At 36.9% G+C, this 22,651-nt stretch carries 11 protein-coding genes and 2 pseudogenes; 10 read left to right on the plus strand and 3 right to left on the minus strand.

Going from position 1 to position 22,651, the window contains the following annotated elements; all coding sequences use genetic code 11:
• The first annotated feature begins 1 nt into the window (after position 1).
• The 9 genes and pseudogenes from ACO05S_RS16770 (at position 2) to ACO05S_RS16810 (ending at position 18,682) form a co-directional block, all read left to right on the plus strand.
• The gene (locus tag ACO05S_RS16770) at positions 2-1,051 is read left to right on the plus strand and encodes a sensor histidine kinase (protein ID WP_421919170.1); all 1,050 of its coding nucleotides are present in this window, start codon (positions 2-4) and stop codon (positions 1,049-1,051) included.
• A gap of 2 nt (positions 1,052-1,053) precedes the next feature.
• Entirely contained in the window at positions 1,054-1,800 is a 747-nt protein-coding gene (locus ACO05S_RS16775) for a LytR/AlgR family response regulator transcription factor (protein ID WP_421919171.1), read from the plus strand.
• A gap of 291 nt (positions 1,801-2,091) precedes the next feature.
• Positions 2,092-2,787 (plus strand): annotated as a pseudogene (locus ACO05S_RS16780) (carboxypeptidase-like regulatory domain-containing protein); the annotation flags it as partial.
• 480 nt (positions 2,788-3,267) lie between these two features.
• A pseudogene (locus ACO05S_RS16785) lies at positions 3,268-4,491 on the plus strand (outer membrane beta-barrel family protein); the annotation flags it as partial.
• Positions 4,492-4,645: 154 nt separating this feature from the next.
• Positions 4,646-9,307: a hypothetical protein gene (locus tag ACO05S_RS16790; protein WP_421919172.1), complete on the plus strand. Its 4,662-nt coding sequence runs from the start codon at positions 4,646-4,648 to the stop codon at positions 9,305-9,307.
• A 147-nt stretch (positions 9,308-9,454) separates the two neighbouring features.
• On the plus strand, positions 9,455-13,618 hold the full coding sequence (locus ACO05S_RS16795; protein ID WP_421919173.1) for a hypothetical protein: 4,164 nt from the start codon (positions 9,455-9,457) through the stop codon (positions 13,616-13,618).
• A gap of 58 nt (positions 13,619-13,676) precedes the next feature.
• Positions 13,677-14,009, plus strand: a complete 333-nt coding sequence (locus tag ACO05S_RS16800) for a cupin domain-containing protein (protein WP_421919174.1) — start codon at positions 13,677-13,679, stop codon at positions 14,007-14,009.
• A gap of 267 nt (positions 14,010-14,276) precedes the next feature.
• Positions 14,277-15,671, plus strand: coding sequence for an MATE family efflux transporter (locus ACO05S_RS16805; RefSeq protein WP_421919175.1), 1,395 nt, complete (start codon positions 14,277-14,279; stop codon positions 15,669-15,671).
• Between the two features lie 395 nt (positions 15,672-16,066).
• Entirely contained in the window at positions 16,067-18,682 is a 2,616-nt protein-coding gene (locus ACO05S_RS16810) for a heparinase II/III domain-containing protein (RefSeq protein ID WP_421919176.1), read from the plus strand.
• Between the two features lie 435 nt (positions 18,683-19,117).
• On the opposite strand, the gene ACO05S_RS16815 is transcribed toward ACO05S_RS16810, so the two are convergent.
• Genes ACO05S_RS16815 through ACO05S_RS16825 form a run of 3 tightly spaced genes read right to left on the minus strand, consistent with a single transcriptional unit; the run spans position 19,118 to position 21,430 of the window.
• Positions 19,118-19,546, minus strand: a complete 429-nt coding sequence (locus tag ACO05S_RS16815) for an NUDIX hydrolase (protein ID WP_421919177.1) — start codon at positions 19,544-19,546, stop codon at positions 19,118-19,120.
• Between the two features lie 9 nt (positions 19,547-19,555).
• Positions 19,556-19,981, minus strand: a complete 426-nt coding sequence (locus ACO05S_RS16820; protein WP_421919178.1) for a VOC family protein — start codon at positions 19,979-19,981, stop codon at positions 19,556-19,558.
• Positions 19,982-19,990: 9 nt separating this feature from the next.
• Positions 19,991-21,430, minus strand: coding sequence for an SDR family oxidoreductase (locus ACO05S_RS16825; RefSeq protein WP_421919179.1), 1,440 nt, complete (start codon positions 21,428-21,430; stop codon positions 19,991-19,993).
• A 142-nt stretch (positions 21,431-21,572) separates the two neighbouring features.
• Here ACO05S_RS16825 and ACO05S_RS16830 point away from each other — a divergent pair, with 142 nt between their 5' ends.
• Positions 21,573-22,568, plus strand: a complete 996-nt coding sequence (locus ACO05S_RS16830; protein ID WP_421919180.1) for a GntR family transcriptional regulator — start codon at positions 21,573-21,575, stop codon at positions 22,566-22,568.
• The last annotated feature ends 83 nt before the right edge of the window (positions 22,569-22,651 follow it).

Below are 22,651 nucleotides of genomic sequence, written 5' to 3' on the forward strand. Positions count from 1 at the left end.
AATGAGACATCCGTTAATACGAAACCAATATGGAATTGTAATATACCTGGGAGTTTGGACTTTTTTTGTTCTGCTTCTGTTCTTTATAGGATGGTACTTCGATCAGAAAGAATGGTACTCCTCATTGATAAATTCTTTTAGTTTCTCTTTGCCACTCTTTGTATTAGGAGCATGTATATGGTATGTGGTTCGATATATAAGCATTAATGAATCAGGGATAGTAGGCTTAATCCTACACCATTTAACAGCTGGTACTATTGTGGTTGGTGTGTGGGTATCGGCAGCATATCAAATTAGGATTGGACTTTTTGGAGAAGATCCGCAGGGAATAAACTATTTAATACCGCTGCATTGGCAAGTGTTTCTAGCATTCTGTATTTATGATTATATTATATTGGTTTATTATTTAATTATTTATTACGGAAATTTTCAGGATAAAATAGTACAGGAATCAGAATTAAAGAATGTAGTAAAAGAAGCGGAGTTGAATGCTCTTAAATCACAAATCAATCCACATTTTTTATTTAATAGTTTGAATTCGGTTAGTTCACTTACCATGTCGAGGCCGGAACAATCCAGAGAAATGGTGGTAAAGCTATCAACCTTTTTAAGGTACTCATTGGGGCAAGATTTGAAAGAACTAAACAGTTTATCCAATGAATTAAATAATATTCGATTATATCTGGATATTGAAAAAGTAAGATTTGGTGAGAGACTTTTACTGGATTTTAAGTCTTCAGCAGAATGTGAGCGCCTTAAAATTCCTAATCTAATACTACAACCCATATACGAGAATGCTATAAAGTATGGTGTGCATGAAAGCATAGAGCCTGTTACCATTCATACCAATTGTGAAATAGTTGATGATGTTCTTAGAATAACAATTGGTAATAATTTTGATCCTGAGTCTATTCCGCCAAGAGGTAATGGTATTGGTTTACGAAATATACAGGAGAGGCTAAGCTTAATATATGGACGAACGGATTTGCTTAAAATCATTAAAACAGAAAAGCAGTTTACAGTTAATTTAGAATTCCCACAATTACAATAATCATGATAAAGGCAATTATAATAGACGATGAATCATTAGCAAGAGAACTTGTTACTTCATATTTGGAAACGGAAGATGAGATAAAGGTGATAGGGGAATATTCGAATGGTTTTGAAGGACTGAAAGCAATAAATGAGCTAAATCCTGATTTGGTATTTTTAGATGTACAAATGCCAAAATTAACTGGATTTGAACTACTCGAATTATTAGACAAACCATGTAATATAGTATTTACAACAGCTTATAATGAGTACGCAATAAAAGCCTTTGAGCACAATGCGATTGATTATTTATTAAAACCATTTTCAATAGATAGGTTTATTTCTGCATTAGAGAAAGCAAAAGATAGAATTGCCAAAACGAACGAAAATATTGATCAGATTGAAAAAATTAAATCTCATAACGATGATTCCAATGAGTTAATTAACCGGGTTGTGGTTAAATCTAGAAATAAAATTGACGTAATTGCTGTGAATAAAATAAAGTATTTTGAAGCACAAGATGATTATGTGATGATTTATACGAATGAGGGACATTATCTAAAGCAAAAAACCATGAAGTACTTTGAAAGTCATTTAAGTACTAGCGAGTTTTGCAGAATTCATAGGTCATATTTAGTAAGAATTGATCAAATTTCTCAACTTCAACCCTATGAAAAGGATAGTTGGGTAGTAATTCTTAAATCAGGTGAAAGCTTAAAGGTTAGTAGAAATGGATTTAAGCTATTAAAAAAACAATTGGAAATATAGCTAAGGCGATTTTTCTAACGAAGTATAAACTCAGAAGGACAAAAGAATCAGATTGATTTCATGCTAATACCGATATTAAAAATGTTAACAGTGTTTAATGAAGCCCAAGCAAAATTGTGATTACTTGAGATGAAGATTAGCAGAATTGTAGGTAGATACGTAAAAAGAATAGATTGGAGCAGATTTATTTGTGATTAAATATTTAAGAAAATGTAAAAAACACTTGCATTATTTCAACATAATCACATATCTTTGCTTCGCCCAACTACAAAAAACTAATCTTTAACTACAATGAGCCTAAAATTTATTTTTGGTAAAATTACATTTCTTTTGATTTGTATTTTTACTTCAACTATTGTGTTTTCACAAAATCAGAAAACAAAAATTAAGAATTCCGAGTTAAAAGGGAAAGTATGTGAAAGTAAATTTAACAAACCCCTTGAGTTTGCAACTGTTTCAGTTTATTCGCTAAAAGATTCTGTCTTTGTAAAAGGAACCATAACCAACAAAAAAGGCGAATTTTCCCTTTCGAATTTAAAAGCGAATGTGTACTTCTTAAAAGTCGAGTACCTTGGTTATCAATCCCATGTTAGTAGTAAAATTATACTAGAGGATGGTGATAAAAAAGAGTTGCCTGGCTTTATTAAACTAAATCTTGATACGAAATCAATTTCCGAAGTTGTCGTCGAAGGAAATCGAGAGTTTTCGAGAGTTGAACTGGGAAAAACCGTGTACAATGTATCAAAATCCCCAGTTGCAGACGGAGGTACAATTAACGAAGTATTGAATACCATACCAAAACTGAGTGTGAATGCGGATGGAGAAATTCAATTTAGAAGAAGTTCCAATGTAAAGGTTTTAATTGATGGTAAAATGACAGGACTTTTGGGAATTGACCCCTCTGAAGTTTTGAATAGTATGCCAGCAAATGAAGTTGATCGTGTTGAAATTATTAGTACTTCCTCTGCTCGTTACGATGCAACTGGGGCTGGTGGGATCATCAACATTATCATGAAAAAGAACAGAGCTAAAGGCTTTAATGGTAATGTTGGAGCTTCTGTCGGTACAAATGATAAAAAATCAGGGAACCTATCTGTTAACATGCGAACAGGAAACCTAAACTTTGTTGGTTCCTATAATTACAAGGATGACTGGGCTGGCAGAGATTACAATGTGAATAGAAGTGTATATTCAAACAATTCTCACTTAGCAGAAAATGCTGATATCGATTTTGGTAACAGATTTCATATAGCGAAACTTGGTATGGATTATTTACTAAATGCGAACAATACATTTACTTTTTCTGCTACTTATCGAGACATACTCCAGAATTGGAACGGAAGCTATGATTACACGCGAACGGATATTTTAAGTATTGCGATGCCAACATTGGATTTTCGTACCAGTGCTGTTGATTTGGATTATGAATCATGGATTTACAATGCCTCTTACATTCATAAGTTTGCCAAAAAAGGAGAAACTCTTTCTGTTGATTTTGCTTATACAAATAATGCGGCTGATAATTCCGGTATCTATGAAGAATTTGATGGTAAATGGAGCAATAAAGTTCGAGAATACTTCGATTTTTATAAAACTGCAAGAAAAGAATCTGTTGGTCAGATTGATTATGTGCTTCCCCTAGGAAATAAAGGCAAGTTTGAAACCGGATACATGTACCGAAATAATGAGATTGATTATGAAGATCAGTTTGACTTATCAACCGCATTTAATTACGAAGAAAACATTCATGCATTATATACTATGTATACAGGATCTGCAGGAAAATTTGGATACGAACTAGGACTTAGGGCTGAATATTCGGATATAAATACCAATAGAGATTATAAAGATGATTATTTGGATTTCTTCCCAAGTATACATTTGTCCTATCAAATTTCTGATATGAAGCAGTGGCAATTGGCATATAGTAGAATGATTTACAGGCCTAATTCAGGTATGCTTAATCCATTTCAAAACCTTCGCGATCCTGAAAATCAAAGATTAGGAACTCAAGATATTGCTGCGTATTACAATCACAATTTCGAAATGTCTATGTCTTTCGATCGTGAAAAGGCAAGTTACAAGACTACTTTGTATGTAAATTATTATAAAAACCTAATTAATCAGTATCGTTTTATTGAGGAGGGAACAAATCGTTCTATTGTGAAGTATGGAAATTACGATTCGAAATTTTTATCAGCATTAGAAATAGAAGCTTCAACCAAATTGAATAAATGGTGGAGCTTAAGTGGATATGTTGCCGGTATTTATGAAGAAACGAAGCCGAATAATGATTTTAACTTCGGTTCCCGAGATATGTGGGAAGTAGAAGGGAAAATTACATCGATTATGAACTTCAAGAAATGGTTTAAACTACAGGCAAGTTTCCGTTATCAGTCGGAAATTCTTGTTGCACAAGGCAAATATGAAAACCTGTACTATGTGGATTTGGGCATGAGCAGAAAGGTTTTAAAAGGTAGAGGAAGTCTCTCTTTTACTGCTAATGACATCTTTAATACTTTTAGATTTAAGATTCATACCGAAGATCCATTCTTCTACAATAAAGAAATTCAATACAGAGAATCTCAAATTGCTAAACTTAGCTTCCGTTACTTTTTTGGAAAGCGTTATGGCATCATGAGAGCAAAACCGAAAAAATCGGATATGCGACATTCCGAGAATGATATTTAATCATATACAAAAAGCTTCATCAAACGATGAGGCTTTTTTATGAATTCTATTTTAATCAAAATTAATTTATACTCAATAAAAATAAAATGCTCTTCAGCTTGACTTTGAACGCTGTCTTTATTAATTTCTGATCTATTGAATAAATTAGTAAGATATGCGCTTGAAATTATTAAATTTTAAAAAGCTGAAACAAGCAAGAGATAATAAAGAGTATCATGAACCCAGATCAGATAGCAGAAGAAATTTTCTAAAAGGTCTGGGATTTGGTTTGCTTGCTTTTCAACCTTCTTTGCAGGTTCTTGGTAAGACTCTGGAAGATGATATTCTCTACAGAAAGAAGGGAAAATCCATTACATTTTATTCTGATAACGGAAACTCTTGGAATATAGACTGTAATTCTTTTGTAGGCAAACCCAAGGTAATTTTTCGAAAAAATAAAGAGGACTATCTTTTGATTCTTCGAAATGCCTTTTATCCTGGTACTAGTTTGCCAATGGATTTTAAAGCTACTATTTACAAAGACCTATCCTGGAGAATTAAAATCACTTTTACGAAACTAAATTTATCGAAGGATCTAAAACTGTCAGATTGGATTAATGGAAATGCTGAGCTAAATTCAGTCGTTTATCTTTCCGACCGAATTGAATTAAATCATAGGTATTTTTTAGGGATTGAAGATCATTATGATTTGACCATTGATAAGTTTTGGAAAATAAGATTGCAAGGAAAAGATCTTGTTAGCTATAAATTGAACCACATTGCTGCCTCGGCAGATCAGATTTGCTTGAGCTTGCCTGTTCAGGAGGATAGGGACTATTGTAACGCCAATTTTGAACCCAATCTAAAATTGAATATTAAAACCCGCAATGTAGAAAGTTTTCTATCAAATTGGGAGTTGTTTAATGGTTCAGAATTGCATAGCTGTGGTGATGTGCAGCATGACATTCAAATATTAAAATCTCAGACCCATTCACAGACTGCTTCCTCTGTTTTACTACTTGATGAAAAGGAGCTTAGGGATGTTCCTGGCTTTTTGTTTCATAAGAAGGTTAAAGAGGATGTAGATGAGGTTCTCAAGCTTTATCGTTCCCAACTTGCCATCGAATTAAATGAAGAATCTGAAAAACTGGTTTTTCTTGCAAGCATAACAAATGATGGAATTTGGACAAATTCCTCCGAAGCTTCTTATCAGTTGATTAATTCAGATGACCAAGCTGCATTCGAAATGCTTGGGTCAAATGGTAAGATTGAATCGGTAAATGGACTTGCACATGTGGCAGCTACCAAATATTTATTGAAAGATGCCATTAGTCTTGCAGTTGATTATCCGGAAAAACCACTTGCCCAAATTGACTATCAAGACAGGAAACTGCAATCAAGAAAGAAAGTTGTTATTGATGCCCAATTAGGAAAAATCAAAATTAAGGAAAAGGAAATTATACGATTAAGTATACTTCGCCCTGAAGATATGCTCTTGTTGCAATTTGAGTTCTACAATTTCAAGTACATTAAAAAAGATCAGCAAAGTTTTTTAGCAATCAACAATACGAAGAAACCTGCTAGCATGGTGGTGGTATTTCCTCCCCAGCATACTTTGGAACAAGCATTTTGGGAAAACAACTCTTTGCCTGGTGGCGAAGGAAACGAGAATGTGATTTTACCTGCCAGGTATATCAGGAGTGGTAAAAGCCGCCTTGTTTACTCAGTTCCTTCCAGTTTTAACGGAATGCCTATTCTATTGGATGAACTGCTAAACTGGTCGCGTTTTAAGTTAAAGGTAAATTATCGTGCAAGGGTATTGGAACCTGTTAAGCAAGTAATTAACAAATTTCAAAAACTTGGCGGTTTTGTGAATAAGAAGAGTATTACTTTACCCAAAGTAGTTGGTAAGCAAAATTTAAACATTACAAAATACTCAAAGAACCGTTTAAGTAGCAGACAATTATACAACAAAGATCAGCTATCAAAAAATCTGCCTTCCGAAGTAAGCGGACAGCTTTATGCTAAAATCAATTATGCTGCTCTTAAAGCCAATCTTTTGGAGATGCGCAAACCAAATTTGCTGGAGACTTCCATCGAAGCGCCAACACGTTTGTTTATTTCTCCAAATCAGTTGGCAGGCTTTGCTCACATCCGGAAACTTCAGCAAAAAGAACACAAAGAGATTCCGAAAGGCAATGTTCAAAACCTTCAGTTCAATAATCCTATAATTACAAACAAAGGGAAACTATCCGAATTGTGGCATTCACGCTTGGGGGTAAGATTAAAAAATGGTGAGATAGATGAAAATGGTATGGAAGGTTTTAGAAGTATAAGGGCCCTTTGGGCTCGCGATGCATTCAAAAAACTGGTTCCGAAACCTGCAAGGAACAAACCATTTCGAACAGCATTGGATAGTCGTGATCGTCACAACATTGTTCATCAGACTTCTAATTTTACCATTAAATCCTATAAACCAAGAGCTGTAAAGGCCAATAGGTTCATGATGTCTTCTTTGGGAGCTTGGATTGATTTCAATGCAAACTTTGATTACCCTGATTTTCATGCGCAGCCTGATTTAGAACTTCTGGAATGGGAACATCTTTCTACTTTAGGGAGGGATCACTATGTAAAAGTTGTGGAAGCAGGGTTTTTATTTCCTTTCGGACATACAGCGGCATTGGTTAAGATTACCGAAAGAAAGCCCGATAAGGCAACAAGAGCAGCAGTGAATCGACAAAGAATGTACATTGTGATACTGGAACCTGTTGTTTACTATCAAATGAGGGATCAGCAAAATGGTTTCATTCCTTTTCCATTTCAAACGGTCGAATTGCCAGCTACAAGAACTCCTGACCTGGATCCACCAGCAAACTTGATTGATATGGGAGGAGACTACAATTTCTTGATTCGTAGTGGAGGTGTAGATTTGATATTTGATTTGTTGTTGGTTGATCAGGAGGGTGAAGAACAGAAAATAAAGCTTCCATTAATTTTTATTGGCAAATCGGCAGCATATAACGAATCAAAATCAGAGCAACTGGTAGCAGTTTACAATGCCGAAATGAATCGCTTTAAAGCTGATTTTAATTTGCAAAAGGTGGCTTATTCTCCTTCTTTAATCAATGGGGATACCGAGTTCGAAACCACCTATATTGATTTTGGAGCTTTATCTTTAAAGAACAAAGCAGCAAGGGTTTTAAAGTTCCATCCTACAATAAAAACGGCTAAGATAAAAGTGAAAGCTGTTGAGGAATTAACAGGAAATCCTGAGCCTGTGACCATTGAATTACATGATGATGAAAACGCTGCTAAAGTATTTGCAAAGGTTCTGGATAATTTAAAAGCCGATTTTTCAGGTGGTTCTGATAAGTCAGGAGGATTTATGAGTCCAAATACTCAGCTTACTTCTCTTTCAAAATTGAAAGGTCCTTTGGGAGGTGCAGCAGATAAATTGCAAAATCTGGAATTCGATCCATCTGAGTTTTTTGCATCATCTGGGGATATGCCTGTTGCCAAATTATTTGGTGTTGTTTCGATTTTTGATCTCTTGTTGGGGAACTTAAATTTTGGAGTGGAAGGAAATCAACAATCCGAAGTTCTAAACGGACTAAGCAATCAAATGGAATCTATAAAAGAGGATATTTTGGAACAGCAAGCCGTCTTGGAAACTGCTGCCGAAGAGGCAAAAGCTGCCATCGAACAGGAGATCCAAAACTTAAAAAGTCAGTTGGAAAATAAGATAAGTGAGTTGGAACAGCAATTGACCAGTCAGATTCCTCGAATTCCTAACTTTAATGCATACAAAACAAATAAGGCATTTGTGGTAGAGTACAGGTGGATTCCCGAAATGGAAGCTAGCAAATCGCTCTTTGGAGGATTTCTAACAGTAAATGTTCAGAAACCCAAAGAAGCATTGCAAGTTCTAAGCAAGCTGAGCAGGCCTTTCGATACTTCACAAAAAACACAATTTGGAGTAAATGCATCCTTTACGGATTTTGATGTGGAGATCAAGGAACTGATCCGCGTAAGCTTTAAATCACTGAAATTTGGTGGAGGATCAGGAAAGAAAGCTGATGTAAAAGTAGAAATGGCTGAAGAAGATTCAATTCTGTTTTTGGGACCACTGAGTTTTGTGAACCAATTACAAAATTTGATTCCTTCCAATGGATTTGCTGATGGCCCCTACATGAAACTATCACCAACAGGAGTGAAAGCAGGCTTCGATTTGGCAATTCCAAGCGTGGAAGTGGGAGTATGCACCATTGCAAACATGACGCTTGGAGCAGGAGTTCATTTGCCATTTACAGGAGCTCCGCTTACCCTTTCATTCAATTTCTGTAAACGTGAAGCTCCATTTTTACTTACTGTTTCGGCATTTGGAGGTGGAGGATTCTTCTTAATGAAAACCAGTGTGAAAGGTTTTGTAGGAATGGAAGCAGCATTTGAGTTTGGAGCTTCCTTATCTATAAACCTTGGGGTTGCAAGTGGTGGCGTTTCCGTTATGGGAGGCTTTTATTTTAGTATGGAAATTGTTGATGATCATACCGAAACGATTCTTACAGGTTATATTCGTTTTAACGGATATTTATCAATACTCGGAATTATTAGCCTTTCTCTGGAAATATATCTGGCATTTGTTGCCATGTTCCAAAATGGTAAGGTTGAAAAATTATATGGTGAAGCCATTGTAAAAGTGAAGGTTGAAGTGCTGTTCTTTAGCAAGACAGTAACTTTAAAAGCAAGAAGAGAATTAAAAGGAGCCGATGCAGATCCAACTTTCCAGATGATTATGGAAGAAAACGATTGGCTGGAATATTGCCAGGCATATGCATAATAAAACTGGTATAATATAGAATGAGTAATTATTAATGCTGAATTGAAAGTGAAACGAGCATGATTAAAATAATTATTGAACAGATACGCTAATGATTATTTTGATCTTGTGACTTCCATCTGACAAATGGAAAAAAATAATAAACAGATGAAACAAAAAATCATATTCACATGTTTGCCACACCGAATTGATGAACAAGAGAAGTTGCGCTTTTCGGTGCAGATTAGTTTGCGTCTCGAAAATGCAAGTTCAACCACCTTAGCTGCTTTCCCTGATATGGAAAATTGGCCTGAAAAGATAAAGAACTCCACATTTAAGCTGAGACTTAAGAATGGAAGTGAATATGATATTGATTTAAATTCGGACTTGTTTGATGAAGAGTTGTGGATGAAATTAATGCACAAGGATATTAGAGTGGATGCTTTCCAGCAGGAAGATTTAAGCAAGACAAGAATCCATTCCTACCCAATAAAACATGTACAAAGTTTTGTTTTGGATACATACAAAAAACTAGGTGTTCAAAATCCCGACCGATTAATTGATCCCAAAGACCTGAGCGATCCTAAAAGTTTGGGACAAATTTCGAAATTTAGCAAACGTGATACACCTAAACCTTCTGGAACTAATTCAACAACAGCAGGACGAAGAGTATTTAAAGAATCAGATTTTTTGGATGTGGATAATTCTACCACCGAACGCTTGGAAGCTGTTAGAAGAAAGAATGGATTTGTACCATTCCAAAATCAGGCCAATCCTAAATTGGATTTTGCGCAGTTTAGAGATTTTCACAAAACGGATCGACCTACCAGATATGAACCTCTTGCTGAAATAAAGAAACCTGAATTCGAGTTTCACGACATATTGGCTGTGCTTAGCACCTATCCTCAAATACAAAGGAAACTGGGAGTTGTTCTTGATTTTAGTTTGGATATTCCAAATGGTTTTCCGGCTGCCAACTCCATGCGATTGATAATTCAGGATATTGATTTTAAAACCAATACCGAAGTATCAGTTCCTTTAACCGCTTACCAATACACCGAGAAAGGCTTTTATCCTCAATCAAAGGAGAGTTCGGATATCAATTTGGGATTTGTAAAAATCAACACCGATAAATTTACAGCCTTTCAGATTGATACCGATGGAATTGCCATGAAGGTAAACCAAATGGTGGACAATAAGATTCAGGAAGAGGTGAAGCTAAAACTGATTGAATTGGATTTGGGTAAAAGTAAGCGTTTTAAAAATGCTGTGATCCCTGCGGATGAACCCGAAAAGGAAGGCTTGCCAAGCTTGCGGTCGGCAGGGATTGGAATTGCCCGAAATGGAATGGGACAGCATTTAAATGCTCGCTTTGTAAAGGCAAAACAACTGCAAGCCAAACTTATCGATCCATCGAAATTGGATAACAGCTTAAAGCTGATTTTGTCGGATGAAAAATTGTTTGCCGAAGATTTGGTGCAAGCCTATCGAATGGATGTTGCCTATTCAACTGAACCCGAGAAGTGGCATTCCTTGCACATGAGAAAGGAATCTTACTCCTATTTCGATTCGGATAATGCAGAGGAGTTTATTGATGATGTCATGCCGGATGAGGGATTTATACAAACCGCTGCCGCCGAAGATACCGAGAATGCCGATGAGCTATTTGTGGGAGAGAATATGATTCGTTGGGAAGGATGGAGTTTATCGGTTCCTAAACCTGGATTCGCCATTAACGAAGCAGAAGATGATAATACGGATCTTTCGAAACGAGTAGATTATGTAAATACCTCAAAGAATGTAGAAGCCAAGAAATATCAGTTCGATTCTACCAGGGAGTTTAGATTGCATACCAAAACGGAAAGTGTAAAGGGAACTTTACCAAGACTGCGATTCGGACGGGATTACATGCTGCGAGTAAGAACTGTGGATTTGGCCGGGAATAGTGTTCCGCTAGACTCGCAACCCGAGAAGATAAGTGAAGCAGTAATCAGAGGATTTAGATATTACCGTTACGATGCCTTAATGAATCCGGTCTTGCTACTCGGATCTGAATTGAAAGATGGAGAAGCCTTGGAGGAAATGGTAATTCGGAGCAATTACAATATGAATACCGAGCAATTTCAAGAGCGATACGGAAATCTGGATGCCAGTAATAATATTCTGGCAACACGACATTTTCTGCCACCTCGCAATTCGCAATTAATAGCCGAACAACATGCCAAGTTCGACAAAGCATTTGGCTATAGTCCTGAAGTGGCCAAGGCATTATATAAATTAATCAGTTCGAAGGAAGTGCAGTTGCAAAAAGGTGAGAACGGCAAAGAAAAAGTATATCAGGCTAACGATATTGACTTGATTTACCTGCCTGATCCTGCCGCAGCAGGTGTTGCTTTGTTTTTGGCCGATGGATATGATGATACACATTCTCAGACTTTCGAACCTCGATTGTTTAGTTTTTTTGGCAATGATGAGCTGAATCCAAACAATACAAATATCAATCTTTCTGATGAGGATTGGTACAAAGCCAGGTCTTTGCGCATTCAATTGCTTGAAGGAAACACTGCTTTTAACTGGAATGCAGCCAGTCGTATTCTGCTTGTATCCCTGCCAAAGGGGGAGAGAATCAAGTTGAGGTTTTCTACTTTCTGGAAAAAGAAAGATTTGGAAGAGCTTTCGGGAATGTGGAAATTGCTTCAGGAGGACAATCCGGGGAACATTGCAAAGCTCGAAGAATTGGCAAAAACCGGAAGACACTGGATGATCAGTCCGGCACGTGAAATTGAATTATCGCATGCAGTTCAGCAACCAGTTGAAGCTCCGAAAATTGATATCATTAAGCCAGATAGGAATTACAATGATACCCATTCTTGGTTGCATACACGCTTTTTGGTGCATGGATATTCAAGTCATAAAGTAGAGTACAAAGCACGCTGGAAGGACAGAAGAGATGATCCAAGAGCTGTAGAGCCTGATTGGCTTGATCATTCGGACAATGTGGAAGAAATAGACATCAATTATCATGATAAACTGGTAGACAAAGGAAATCTGCCAGAGCAAAAAGATCCTTCGAAGCAATTGGCCATGAAAGCTCAGCAAAATCATATCAAAGCCAGAAAATTAAAAGTGAGTCTGGCCAGTGAGTTTAGTGGTGCCTTACAACACAAATTTGGCGATACCAAACACCGATATGTTGATTATTATCCTGAGGCAACTACAAGATATGCCGAGCACTTCGACAAATTAATAAAATCAGAAGGACTGGAAATTACAAGAGATGGAGAGTGGTTCGAGAAAGTGAATATTTTAAGCTCCGATCGACCCAAAATACCATTTGTTGATTATGTGATACCTACATTTGAGTGGCGAAAGACAAAATCAGCCACGGTAATGCGTCAGCATCGACTTGGGGGTGGATTGCGTGTGTACCTAAAGCGTCCTTGGTTTTCGACAGGCGAAGATGAGATGTTGGCAGTGCTGCTACCAGCATCAGATCCATCTAAAATATCTCAAAGCATTGCTGCACTGGGAACACCGGGATTTAATACCATGTTTACGCATTGGGCGCAAGATCCTATTAGGCCATCGAAGCCAGATAATATGAATTACCCGGCCATTAAGGATTTTAGACACAACCCAACAATAGACAAAGCCTTGGTTTATCCTGGTAAGGAGAACATAAAAACAAGTGCCATTGCTTATCCGGTAGAGTTTGATAAGGAACGGAAGCTGTGGTATGCCGATTTCGCCATTGATCATGGTAAAATGTATTTCCCATTCGTTAAATTGGCTTTAGCCAGATATCAACCCCATTCGGTTCGAAAAGGCAAAAGAGATGTATGCTTGTCATCCGTTGTAATGGCCGACTACATTCAGTTGGTTCCTGAGCGTATTGCTACGCTTAGCTTTAAAAAGGACAATATGAATTCTCGATTTACTTTAAAAGTTGAAGGAGTAATATCCAATGCATTGGATAGAAAGGGCAACACGGGAAATTATTTAGAGATTAGCTTTATTGATCCTCAAATTGTACAGCCAGTTTACGGTATTGTGTCCGATGGTAGAAATGAGGAGAGTCTGGAAGAGAAAGGAGTGAGAATTCCAATATCAGGAAATATAGTACAAAGCAACTACTTTATTGTAGAGCGAGAATTTAAGTTGAGCAGAAAATACAAAGATCAACCAATACAGGTGGTGGTGCAGGAATTTGAAGGATCTACTTTGGGCAAAGGAAATATAAGAAGCCTTGCCAGTGGTGTAAGTGAAGAGAATCAGCCAAAGTTGGTGTATGCTGATGTGTTTAAAATTAATGCAATTGACAATACGCAGTAATAAGGGAATAACCATTATAATTTATAAATATCAACCATAACTTTAAATCTTCTACGTAATGCATGACATCTATCCGGAAATGATCAAAAACCTACCCGAAGCTGATATTCCTTTTAAAGGAGTTAAAGGCTGGGTAGCTCAAGGAGAAAACCATCAAATTGTTTTTTTTGATTTTGAACCCATAGGCGAAGTACCCCGCCATTCGCATGCAGCGCAATGGGGAGTGGTGATTGATGGTGATATGGAGCTAACCATAGCAGGAGTTAGTAAAACCTATCAAAAAGGAGATCATTATTACATTCCCGAAGGGGTTTTACATTCGGCTATATTTAATAGAAGAACGATTGTTATGGATTACTTTGCTGAAAAAGATCGATATAAACTGAAATAACTCTTTAAAAGTTGTAGTTACTTTACAGGCAACTAGTGTAAAGAATGCTAATTCCCCGAACTAATTTTTTGACCTATTTTCCTTTCTACTGCGTTAAGCTTTTTCGCCGTAGCTACGGCTATGCCTGTAAACCTTGCCTTGTAAAAAGAAAAATATTTTCAAAAACTTTAATTCGTTTTATTAACACTCTTCACACTAGAGCCTTTTTGTCATCCAGCAAGTGTTACTTACCGACTTTTAATTTTTTTTGTCCGAAATTAGTCTGTCTTGACAAGCATTCTTGGTACATTTGTCCCACTTTCTATGGACAAAAATAGCCAAAACGTATACGAATTAGAGAATGCCAAAATAAGCAGCTTGCTGTGGAAATATTTTTGGCCATCATTTACGGGAGTTGTGATCAACTCGCTGTACAATGTGGTTGACCGCATTTTTATTGGTCATGGTGTTGGTTCTGTTGCTTTGTCAGGATTAAGTGCAGTCTTTCCCATCATGCTAATTCTGATGGCATTTGGAATGTTAATAGGAATAGGCGCAGGTGTTCGTATCTCAATTAATCTGGGGAAAAAGGATTTTAAAAGAGCAGAATGGGTATTGGGCAACTCTTTTGTTTTAATGCTGATTGTTTCGGTAATCATTACCCTTATTGGTTTTACAATTAAAGATCCCCTCTTGCGATTGTTTGGTGTATCAGCAGATACCAAACACATTGCAAACGAGTATCTGAATATTATACTATATGGTGCTGTATTTAATGTGGTTGGTTTTTCCTTAAACAACCATATACGCTCCGAAGGGAATGCTAAAATTGCCATGTACTCCATGTTAATTAGTGCAGGAACCAATATTGTTCTCGATCCTATTTTTATTTTCTTTCTGGATATGGGCGTCGCAGGGGCAGCCTATGCAACAATTATTGCTCAGCTGATATTGTGTATTTGGGTAATCAAACACTTTAGAAGTGAGCGATCGGTAATTAAGTTGCGTACCACTAATTTTAAGCTTAATCCACAAATTATATGGTATATCCTATCCATCGGATTTGCCCCCTTTTCGATGCAAATTGCTGGTAGCTTTGTGCAAGGATTGTACAACGTACAGCTGATAAAATTTAGCAGCGACGTAGCAATAGCAGCCATGGGTGTAATCAATTCGGTAGCCATGCTAATTGTTATGACCATTATTGCTGTTAACATGGCGGCACAACCAATTTACGGATTTAGTTATGGCGCAAAACACTACGATAGGGTAAAGGAAACTTTGAAAATCTGTTTGATTGCAGCCACAGGAATTGCTATCGTAGGATGGATATTGGTTCAGCTATTTCCCGAAACCATGGTGCTGGCATTTAATAGCACCGATAAGGAACTGCTGCAAGTAGGAGCTAAAGGACTTCGTATCTTTATGTTTGCGCTTCCGGTTGTTGGTTTTCAAGTTATTGTTGGCAATTATTTTCAGTCAATAGGTAAAGCAGGCATTTCAACATTGCTCACACTTATGCGACAGGTTATTCTTCTGATTCCTATCCTTTTTATCCTGCCTAAATATCTTGGACTTGATGGGGTTTGGCTTGCCGGACCAATTTCCGATTTAGGCTCAGCAATGGTATCGGCTATCTTTATCATCAGAGAGTTTAGAAAGCTAAATTCATGGAGAGTTTAAAGGATCGGGAAATTTAATTTTTGTCTGGTACCTGATACAACTTTAAACGATGTGCTCGATACTATTTTACGTCGAACTCACGTTATTTACCGTTTGCATAAAATCTTTTCATCGAATTCACGTTACTTAAAAGAGTAATACAGGTATAATTTAACCAGATGATAACACATTAGTCTGCTCAATCATACAGATTTTTGTATTTTAAAGCCGGTTTTATTTTGAAACGAATCTTAAATTGTTTAAACATTTTGAGTTTAGTAGAGGCAAAAAATAGAGGCATAGCCATAGCTACGCCGATATTTTTTAACCAAGGATAAACTCAAAAGGACAAAAGAATTGGACCGATTTCATTGTAATACTGGTATAAACCTCGACATATCAAAAGAAGGGACTAGATGAGAAGTGTATTGGTATTTCTGTTTTTCTTTTTACTGTTTGGTTGCTATTCCCAGGATGTGCCCCTTGTGAAGGAACAACATCCAAGAATAGAATTGAGTCAGGAACGCTTTAATTGGCTAAAAGAGAATATTTCCAGCGGAGAGTGTAAGGAAACTTATCAACGATTTAAAAGTGCATACGATAGAAATTGGATAACCAAGTCTAACACCTATTTGGTGGGATCGGATTCTACCCAATGGAGATATGATTTTGCTTCGAATGAGGCATTCCCGATGTTGCGAATGACTGCTTTTTTACTAAGATTGGGAACCGATGGCTTGGCACAGAAACGTTGCGAATTCATTATATCCAGGTATATTGAATATTTAAACTCACTAAATTTCGATAGCTATTCAGGCGATACCAAGGAAAACTTATTAAGGAACAATTGCAATTACGGAGCAATTCTTCTCGATTGGACTTACAATGATGTACCTCGAACCAAAAGGCAACAGCTTTCGAGGACCTTGTATAAAGTTCTCGAATACTTTATGGATAATTATGTATTAACACGTGCAGGCAATAGTTATGTAACCAGCCATAACATCTACAATTGTGGAATTACCATGCATGCAGCATTGGCTTTGCATGGTGCCGATGGATTATCGTCTGCTCAAATCTCGGATGTAAATTCGTGGTACGAAACTTTGGTTGACAAATGGGAGAGTGGTATTCTTCCTGCTTTTGCTCACTTTCGTGATGATGATGGGGGTTGGAATTGGGGAGCAGCTTATTCCATGTATGGATTGCCACGCCAGTACCAGTTCTTCGACGACATGAAAATCGCTACCGGAACCGATTACTATCAGGAACAATCGTGGATCAGAGAGTCGATCAATCAGTATTGGTACTTCTATCGGCCAGACAATTATACCATTCATTTGGGAGATGACGTAATCAACTTGAATCAGGCCAACAGGGTAATGTATCGACATGCTGCCGAGTTTGGCGACGAAAGAAGTCAATACCTGGTTCAAAAGTATGATGGTGTAGAATATCTTACTAACTCATATCTCGTATTTCAGAAACTGATGTTTAAAGACTTTGAAGCAGCTACAATTTCTCATCCCGAACCACCTTTGGATTGGTGGGCCGATAAAACAGGCTTGGCGGTGAGCAGAACCTCATGGGACGAGGATGCTACCATGCTTTGGTACTATTGCGCTCCGGTAAAAAGAGCCGATCACGAACATAGGGATAACAATCACTTTGTAATTATTCGCGATAAGCCTCAGATATTGGATGCTGGCATGTACGACTCTTATGCAACAAATCATTATAACAATTACTATTCTCGAACCATAGCGCACAATTCCATTTGTGTTTTTGATGAATCGGATTCGTACCGGGCTTTTGGCCGATCGGTTTCTAATGATGGAGGCCAAATTTGGACCGACCGATTAGAGAATGTGGGTGAAATTACCGATAAGGATCACATAAGAGGAGAGTGGCTAAAATATGCTGCCGACGATGAGTTTGCCTATTATATTACCGATGCTGCAGATTCGTATGCTTCAAATAAATTAGATCGATTTGAGAGGCGATTGCTTTATCACAAACCCGATCGGGTTTTGGTATTGGATCATCTTCATCTTTTAAACACCAATACGAGGGAAAGAAAAGTAAAGTACATTAACCATTTTGCGAATCGTCCTGATATCAGCGGACAAGTTGTAAATACCACAGTTACTGATAAAATCATTAGCTATAACGGAACTGATTATAAAGCATCACATGGCAATGGGAATGTTGCTATTCGTACATTATTGCCCAAATCTACTACCACAACTTTAATAGGAGGAAGTGGCTATGAGTATTGGGTAGATGGAAGCAATTATCCACCCAGCCGAAACCCCGATTTTGATAACAAACATCCCGGAACCTGGCGAATAGAGGTTGAACCAAGCGAGGTGAAAGAAGATTTGGTATATCTACACAGCATAAAAATTGGCGATAATCAGAACCCATCAAATGCAGGGGGAGAAGTACTGCAAAACGATAATACCATTGGTGTTGACTGGGAGAATCATTTGTACCTGTTCCATGCCGAGGGTGATACTTTAAATTCATCTTACACGGTAAATCCGCTTGACGGAAATAGAACCATTAAGATTTTTGCTTTGGATATGCAGGCCAATACTTCCTTTGGCGTTTTTATAGATGATGAATTACAACGAACCGGAGATTCTAATGAGGATGGAATATTTCAAGTTACAGTTGATTTATCGGCAGGATCGCATAAGTTGGCGGTGCGTGATACCATAGCTGGCGATCCGAATCCTGATACTGATCCAGAACCCGATCCGGCACCTACACCAGAAGAGGAAGCATCAAAAGAGGTTAAGATATTTCCAAATCCAAGTGATGGAATGTTTACCGTATTAATTGATCACAATGAGGTGAACGAGTTTTATGTAAGTACATTCGATTCAACAGGAAGAAAAATTAAGGAATATTTAACTCCTGGCAATCGAGTTGATTTAAAAATGAATGGCTTGTCGTCCGGGGTTTATTATTTGCTTATTCAATATCTTGATAAACAAGTAAAGAGAAAAATCGTTTTAATCAATTAAGTGATGATTATTTGTTACTATTAAAGATATTCTGCAACAGCTCCATTTACCAGTAAATGTGCTTGTCGAACTTTTTTTTAATAGGATTTACCGGTAAATGTCGCTAGTCCTGATTTGCAATCAGGGCTTTAGAGTTTAGGATTTTAAATCCGCAAAGTTTAACAAACTTCGAAATGATTTACATTGCTAGTCCTGATTTGCAATCAGGGCTTTAGAGTTTAGGATTTTTAATCCGCAAAGTATAGATGTAAAAAAGGAAATTCACACCGACCATCCTTATAAATGATGCTCCAATCAAACATCCTATAGGCAAACACATAATGGAAAGTTCTCTTAACGACATCTTCACATTAAAAATTCCTCAAAATAGCCCGCTATTCTCTCCAAATTTTTAATGCAAATCTATCCCAAATATAACTTTCTGTGGATAGAATTTTACGTTGAACTCACCATATTTACTTTCTCAAAAATCACATTCTGAATAACAGGATAAGTTAATTCCTCAGGCAAGTTGTTAAAGAAACATATCTCAGCAATTTCAGATTCTGGCAATTCGCCCAAATGGGTAATATTGGCAAAAAAGATTCTGCCACAATTGATTTCACCCTGCCAATCGCAAGAGTAATCGGCAATCAGTTTAAGACTGAACTCTTTGGCACCAGTTTCTTCGTACAATTCGCGTCGTGCAGCTTGCAGAGCACTTTCGTTTTCTTCTATATGTCCGGCAGGCATTTCCCATGTGTTTCGCAATTTGTGGCGCACAAACACCCATTTGTTCTGGTATTTCGAACAAACTATTGAGTATTTTAAATTCTCTTCTGGTATACTTAAGGGATCTAAAAAATTAACGATTGGTTTTGTCATGTTCAATTTTTACTCAGAGGTTGATTTTCCTTTATACATTTCGCTAAACGAACCTTCAATCGGCTCCCAAAGTTCTACTTTATTTCCTTCGGGATCGAGAATCCATCCAAACTTGCCATACTCGAATACTTGCATTTCTCCTATAACTTCAACACCCTCTTCTTTCAGAATTTTTAAAAGTTCCTCCAGGTTTTCCACACGATAATTAAACATGAAATCTTTTTGCGATGGCTTAAAGTATTCTGTTTTTTCATCAAAAGGACTCCAAATGGTAAAACCTGTCTCCTCAGGATTACTCGTCTTTTGCCACTCAAACACTCCTCCATATTCATTAGGACACTGAATCCCTAAATGTTTGTTGTACCATTCTCTTGTTTCTTTTGGATCTTTACTTTTAAAAAAGATACCGCCTATTCCTGTAACGCGTTTTTTCATTGGGGATATTTATTTGTTGTAATTTATAATTCCTTTTATCATTCCATTAAAGATAAACACATGAAAAGGATAACTTAAAATCCAATACAGTCTTCCTCCCAAGCCCTTCGGTCTAAAAATTGCTTTTTGCTGAAGGTAGGTTTTATCTTGCTTCTGATTCACCGAGAATTCTAACCATGCCTCACCAGGTAATCTCATTTCAGCGTACAGTAACAATCTCATATTTTGTTTATCAGCAAGCAGCACACGCCAAAAATCCAGCGAATCGCCAATTTCTATTTCGTTTGGATGTCTTCGTCCACGATTTAATCCAACACCACCAAATAGTTTGTCTATAAAACCACGAATTTGCCACAACCAATTGGCATAATACCAACCTCTATCGCCACCCACAGCCCAAACATTATCAATCGTTTTTTCAATATCACCAATAGGATATGATTTTGTATCGAAATAGCAGCCAAAGCTGGGAGGCTCAACATACTTAAAATTTTTATTTGAGAGTCTGCCACTACTCAAAGCATCTTTCCACGACGAAATTACCATTTGTTGTTTGATATTGCCCATGGCTAGTCGAATGGCCTCTTTATAGGGTATTGGGTGGATATCAAGTAAGTTCTCCAGATCGTTCGGACGGCATACAACCTCTATTTTCATGCTATTCACCAAATTAACCGCCAAATTATACGATGTTGACGTGATAAAAAACAACCAATAAGATGATAAACGAGGAGTCATAACCGGTAAACTGATAATCGTTCTGTTTAGTTTTCTTACTTGTGCATATTGTTGCAGCATCTCTTTGTAGGTTAGAACTTCCGTTCCACCAATATCAAAGGTTTGGTTCAAACAACTTTTGTGACAAATGGATTTGTACAAATACTCAATTACATTTCTAATGGCAATGGGCTGACATTTGGTTAAGAGCCATTTGGGAGTAAGCATAACAGGAAGTTTCTCAACCAAATCGCGAATAATCTCAAAAGAAGCACTGCCCGATCCCACAATAATTCCAGCACGTAAAATGGTATAGTAACTCCTGCTTTGTTTTAAAATTTCTTCAACCTCTTTCCTCGATTGTAAATGTTTCGATAATTTATCTTCATTAGCAATGCCACTTAAATAAATAATTTGTCGATTTTCGGTTGTTTTAAGGTAGTCGACAAAATTCTGAGCACACTTCTTCTCTAAAATGTCAAAGTCCTCTGTTCCTTGCAACATCGAATGAATCAAATAATAGCTTACTTCAATATCCTTAGGGATTTTATACAATGTTTTTGGCTGTAGTAAATCTACCTCTAAAAGCCTCAGATTTTGATGAGGAAGTTCTTTATGGGTAAACCTCTGCTTATTTCTTACGCAGCAATAAACAATATGGCCTTGTTCTAATAGAACAGGAAGTAATCTTTTGCCTATATATCCATTGGCACCAGTTAAAAGAATTTTCATTGGCAGAATAATCTTGTTGTTAAACCATTCAATTTACTAAAAACCTGATTTGGATTAAAATATTTGCTCAATACTTCATCCTTAAAATATTATTCCTACATTTGAAGCATAACAGAACAGGACACCTAAATTAATATTTTGAATGAAAGCATTTCAGTTTACCCCGGATAGCAACTCACCAACACCAAAATTTCAACAATTAATTCAGGCCTTTCAGGATGCGATAAGCCAAAAAATTTTAAAGCCAGGGGATGTATTGCCTTCCGTAAATCAGATGTGCAAAGAGTGCAAGCTATCAAGAGATACTGTATTTAAAGCCTATGCTGAATTAAAAAAGCGCAATGTAATTGAATCGGTGCCTAATAAGGGCTATTTTGTGGCTGGTGAAATAACAAGAGTGTTTCTGTTTTTGGACACATTTAAAGCATATAAAGAGGTTTTATACGCTAGTTTTAGAAAGAATCTTCCCGAAAATGTTGCAGTAGATCTGCATTTTCACCATTACAATATCGATGTTTTTAAAAATCAAATTCGCGAAAGTGCAGGTAAGTATAGTAAATATCTTATCATGAATTTCGATCATGAAGATGTAACAGAAACATTAAAACAATTAGACCCTAAGAAAGTATTAATTATAGATTGGAATATTAATGCCCAAGACCAGAATTCTCAAATCTTTCAGGACTTTGGGCAATCTGTTTTCGATGCCTTGCAGTCAGGAATAGATCGTATAAAAGCCTACAAGCATTTCTGCTTCGTTTACCCTGATTATACTTATCACCCATACGACTCGGTTGAGTTTTTCCTTCGATTCTGTAAACAGAATGGGATCAAGCACTCCATTTTTACCGATCCGGATGCTATTGAGGTAAACACAGGGACGGTTTATCTTTCGGTAAGCGATAGAGCCATGGTAAAGATACTGGATAAAGCAAGAGCCAAAGATCTTGAATTCGGAAGCGATATTGGATTGATATCCTACAACGAAACACCTATGAAAAAATACATTGACAAGGGAATTACAGTATTATCTACCGATTTTGAACTGATGGGAAAAAAAATTGCAGAATTTGTGCAAGGTGCAAACCCCCAGTATTACTGTGTTCCTACCAAGTTGATTATCAGAAAATCATTATAATATCAAAAAATATTTTTTTTTATTCGGAAACATTTTTAATTTTGAAACAGAACAGAACAGGGCAGAACGGAATAAAATAACTC

It is taken from the genome of Marinifilum sp. (assembly GCF_965230805.1).
GTDB lineage: Bacteria > Bacteroidota > Bacteroidia > Bacteroidales > Marinifilaceae > Marinifilum.

Bases quoted from the DNA above. Each gene is read 5' to 3' on its own strand.
- ACO05S_RS16770 (WP_421919170.1), top strand. From the start codon at position 2: ATGAGACATCCGTTAATACGAAACCAATATGGAATTGTAATATACCTG.
- ACO05S_RS16775 (WP_421919171.1), top strand. From the start codon at position 1,054: ATGATAAAGGCAATTATAATAGACGATGAATCATTAGCAAGAGAACTT.
- ACO05S_RS16790 (WP_421919172.1), top strand. From the start codon at position 4,646: ATGCGCTTGAAATTATTAAATTTTAAAAAGCTGAAACAAGCAAGAGAT.
- ACO05S_RS16795 (WP_421919173.1), top strand. From the start codon at position 9,455: ATGAAACAAAAAATCATATTCACATGTTTGCCACACCGAATTGATGAA.
- ACO05S_RS16800 (WP_421919174.1), top strand. From the start codon at position 13,677: ATGCATGACATCTATCCGGAAATGATCAAAAACCTACCCGAAGCTGAT.
- ACO05S_RS16810 (WP_421919176.1), top strand. From the start codon at position 16,067: ATGAGAAGTGTATTGGTATTTCTGTTTTTCTTTTTACTGTTTGGTTGC.
- ACO05S_RS16815 (WP_421919177.1), bottom strand. From the start codon at position 19,546: ATGACAAAACCAATCGTTAATTTTTTAGATCCCTTAAGTATACCAGAA.
- ACO05S_RS16820 (WP_421919178.1), bottom strand. From the start codon at position 19,981: ATGAAAAAACGCGTTACAGGAATAGGCGGTATCTTTTTTAAAAGTAAA.
- ACO05S_RS16825 (WP_421919179.1), bottom strand. From the start codon at position 21,430: ATGAAAATTCTTTTAACTGGTGCCAATGGATATATAGGCAAAAGATTA.
- ACO05S_RS16830 (WP_421919180.1), top strand. From the start codon at position 21,573: ATGAAAGCATTTCAGTTTACCCCGGATAGCAACTCACCAACACCAAAA.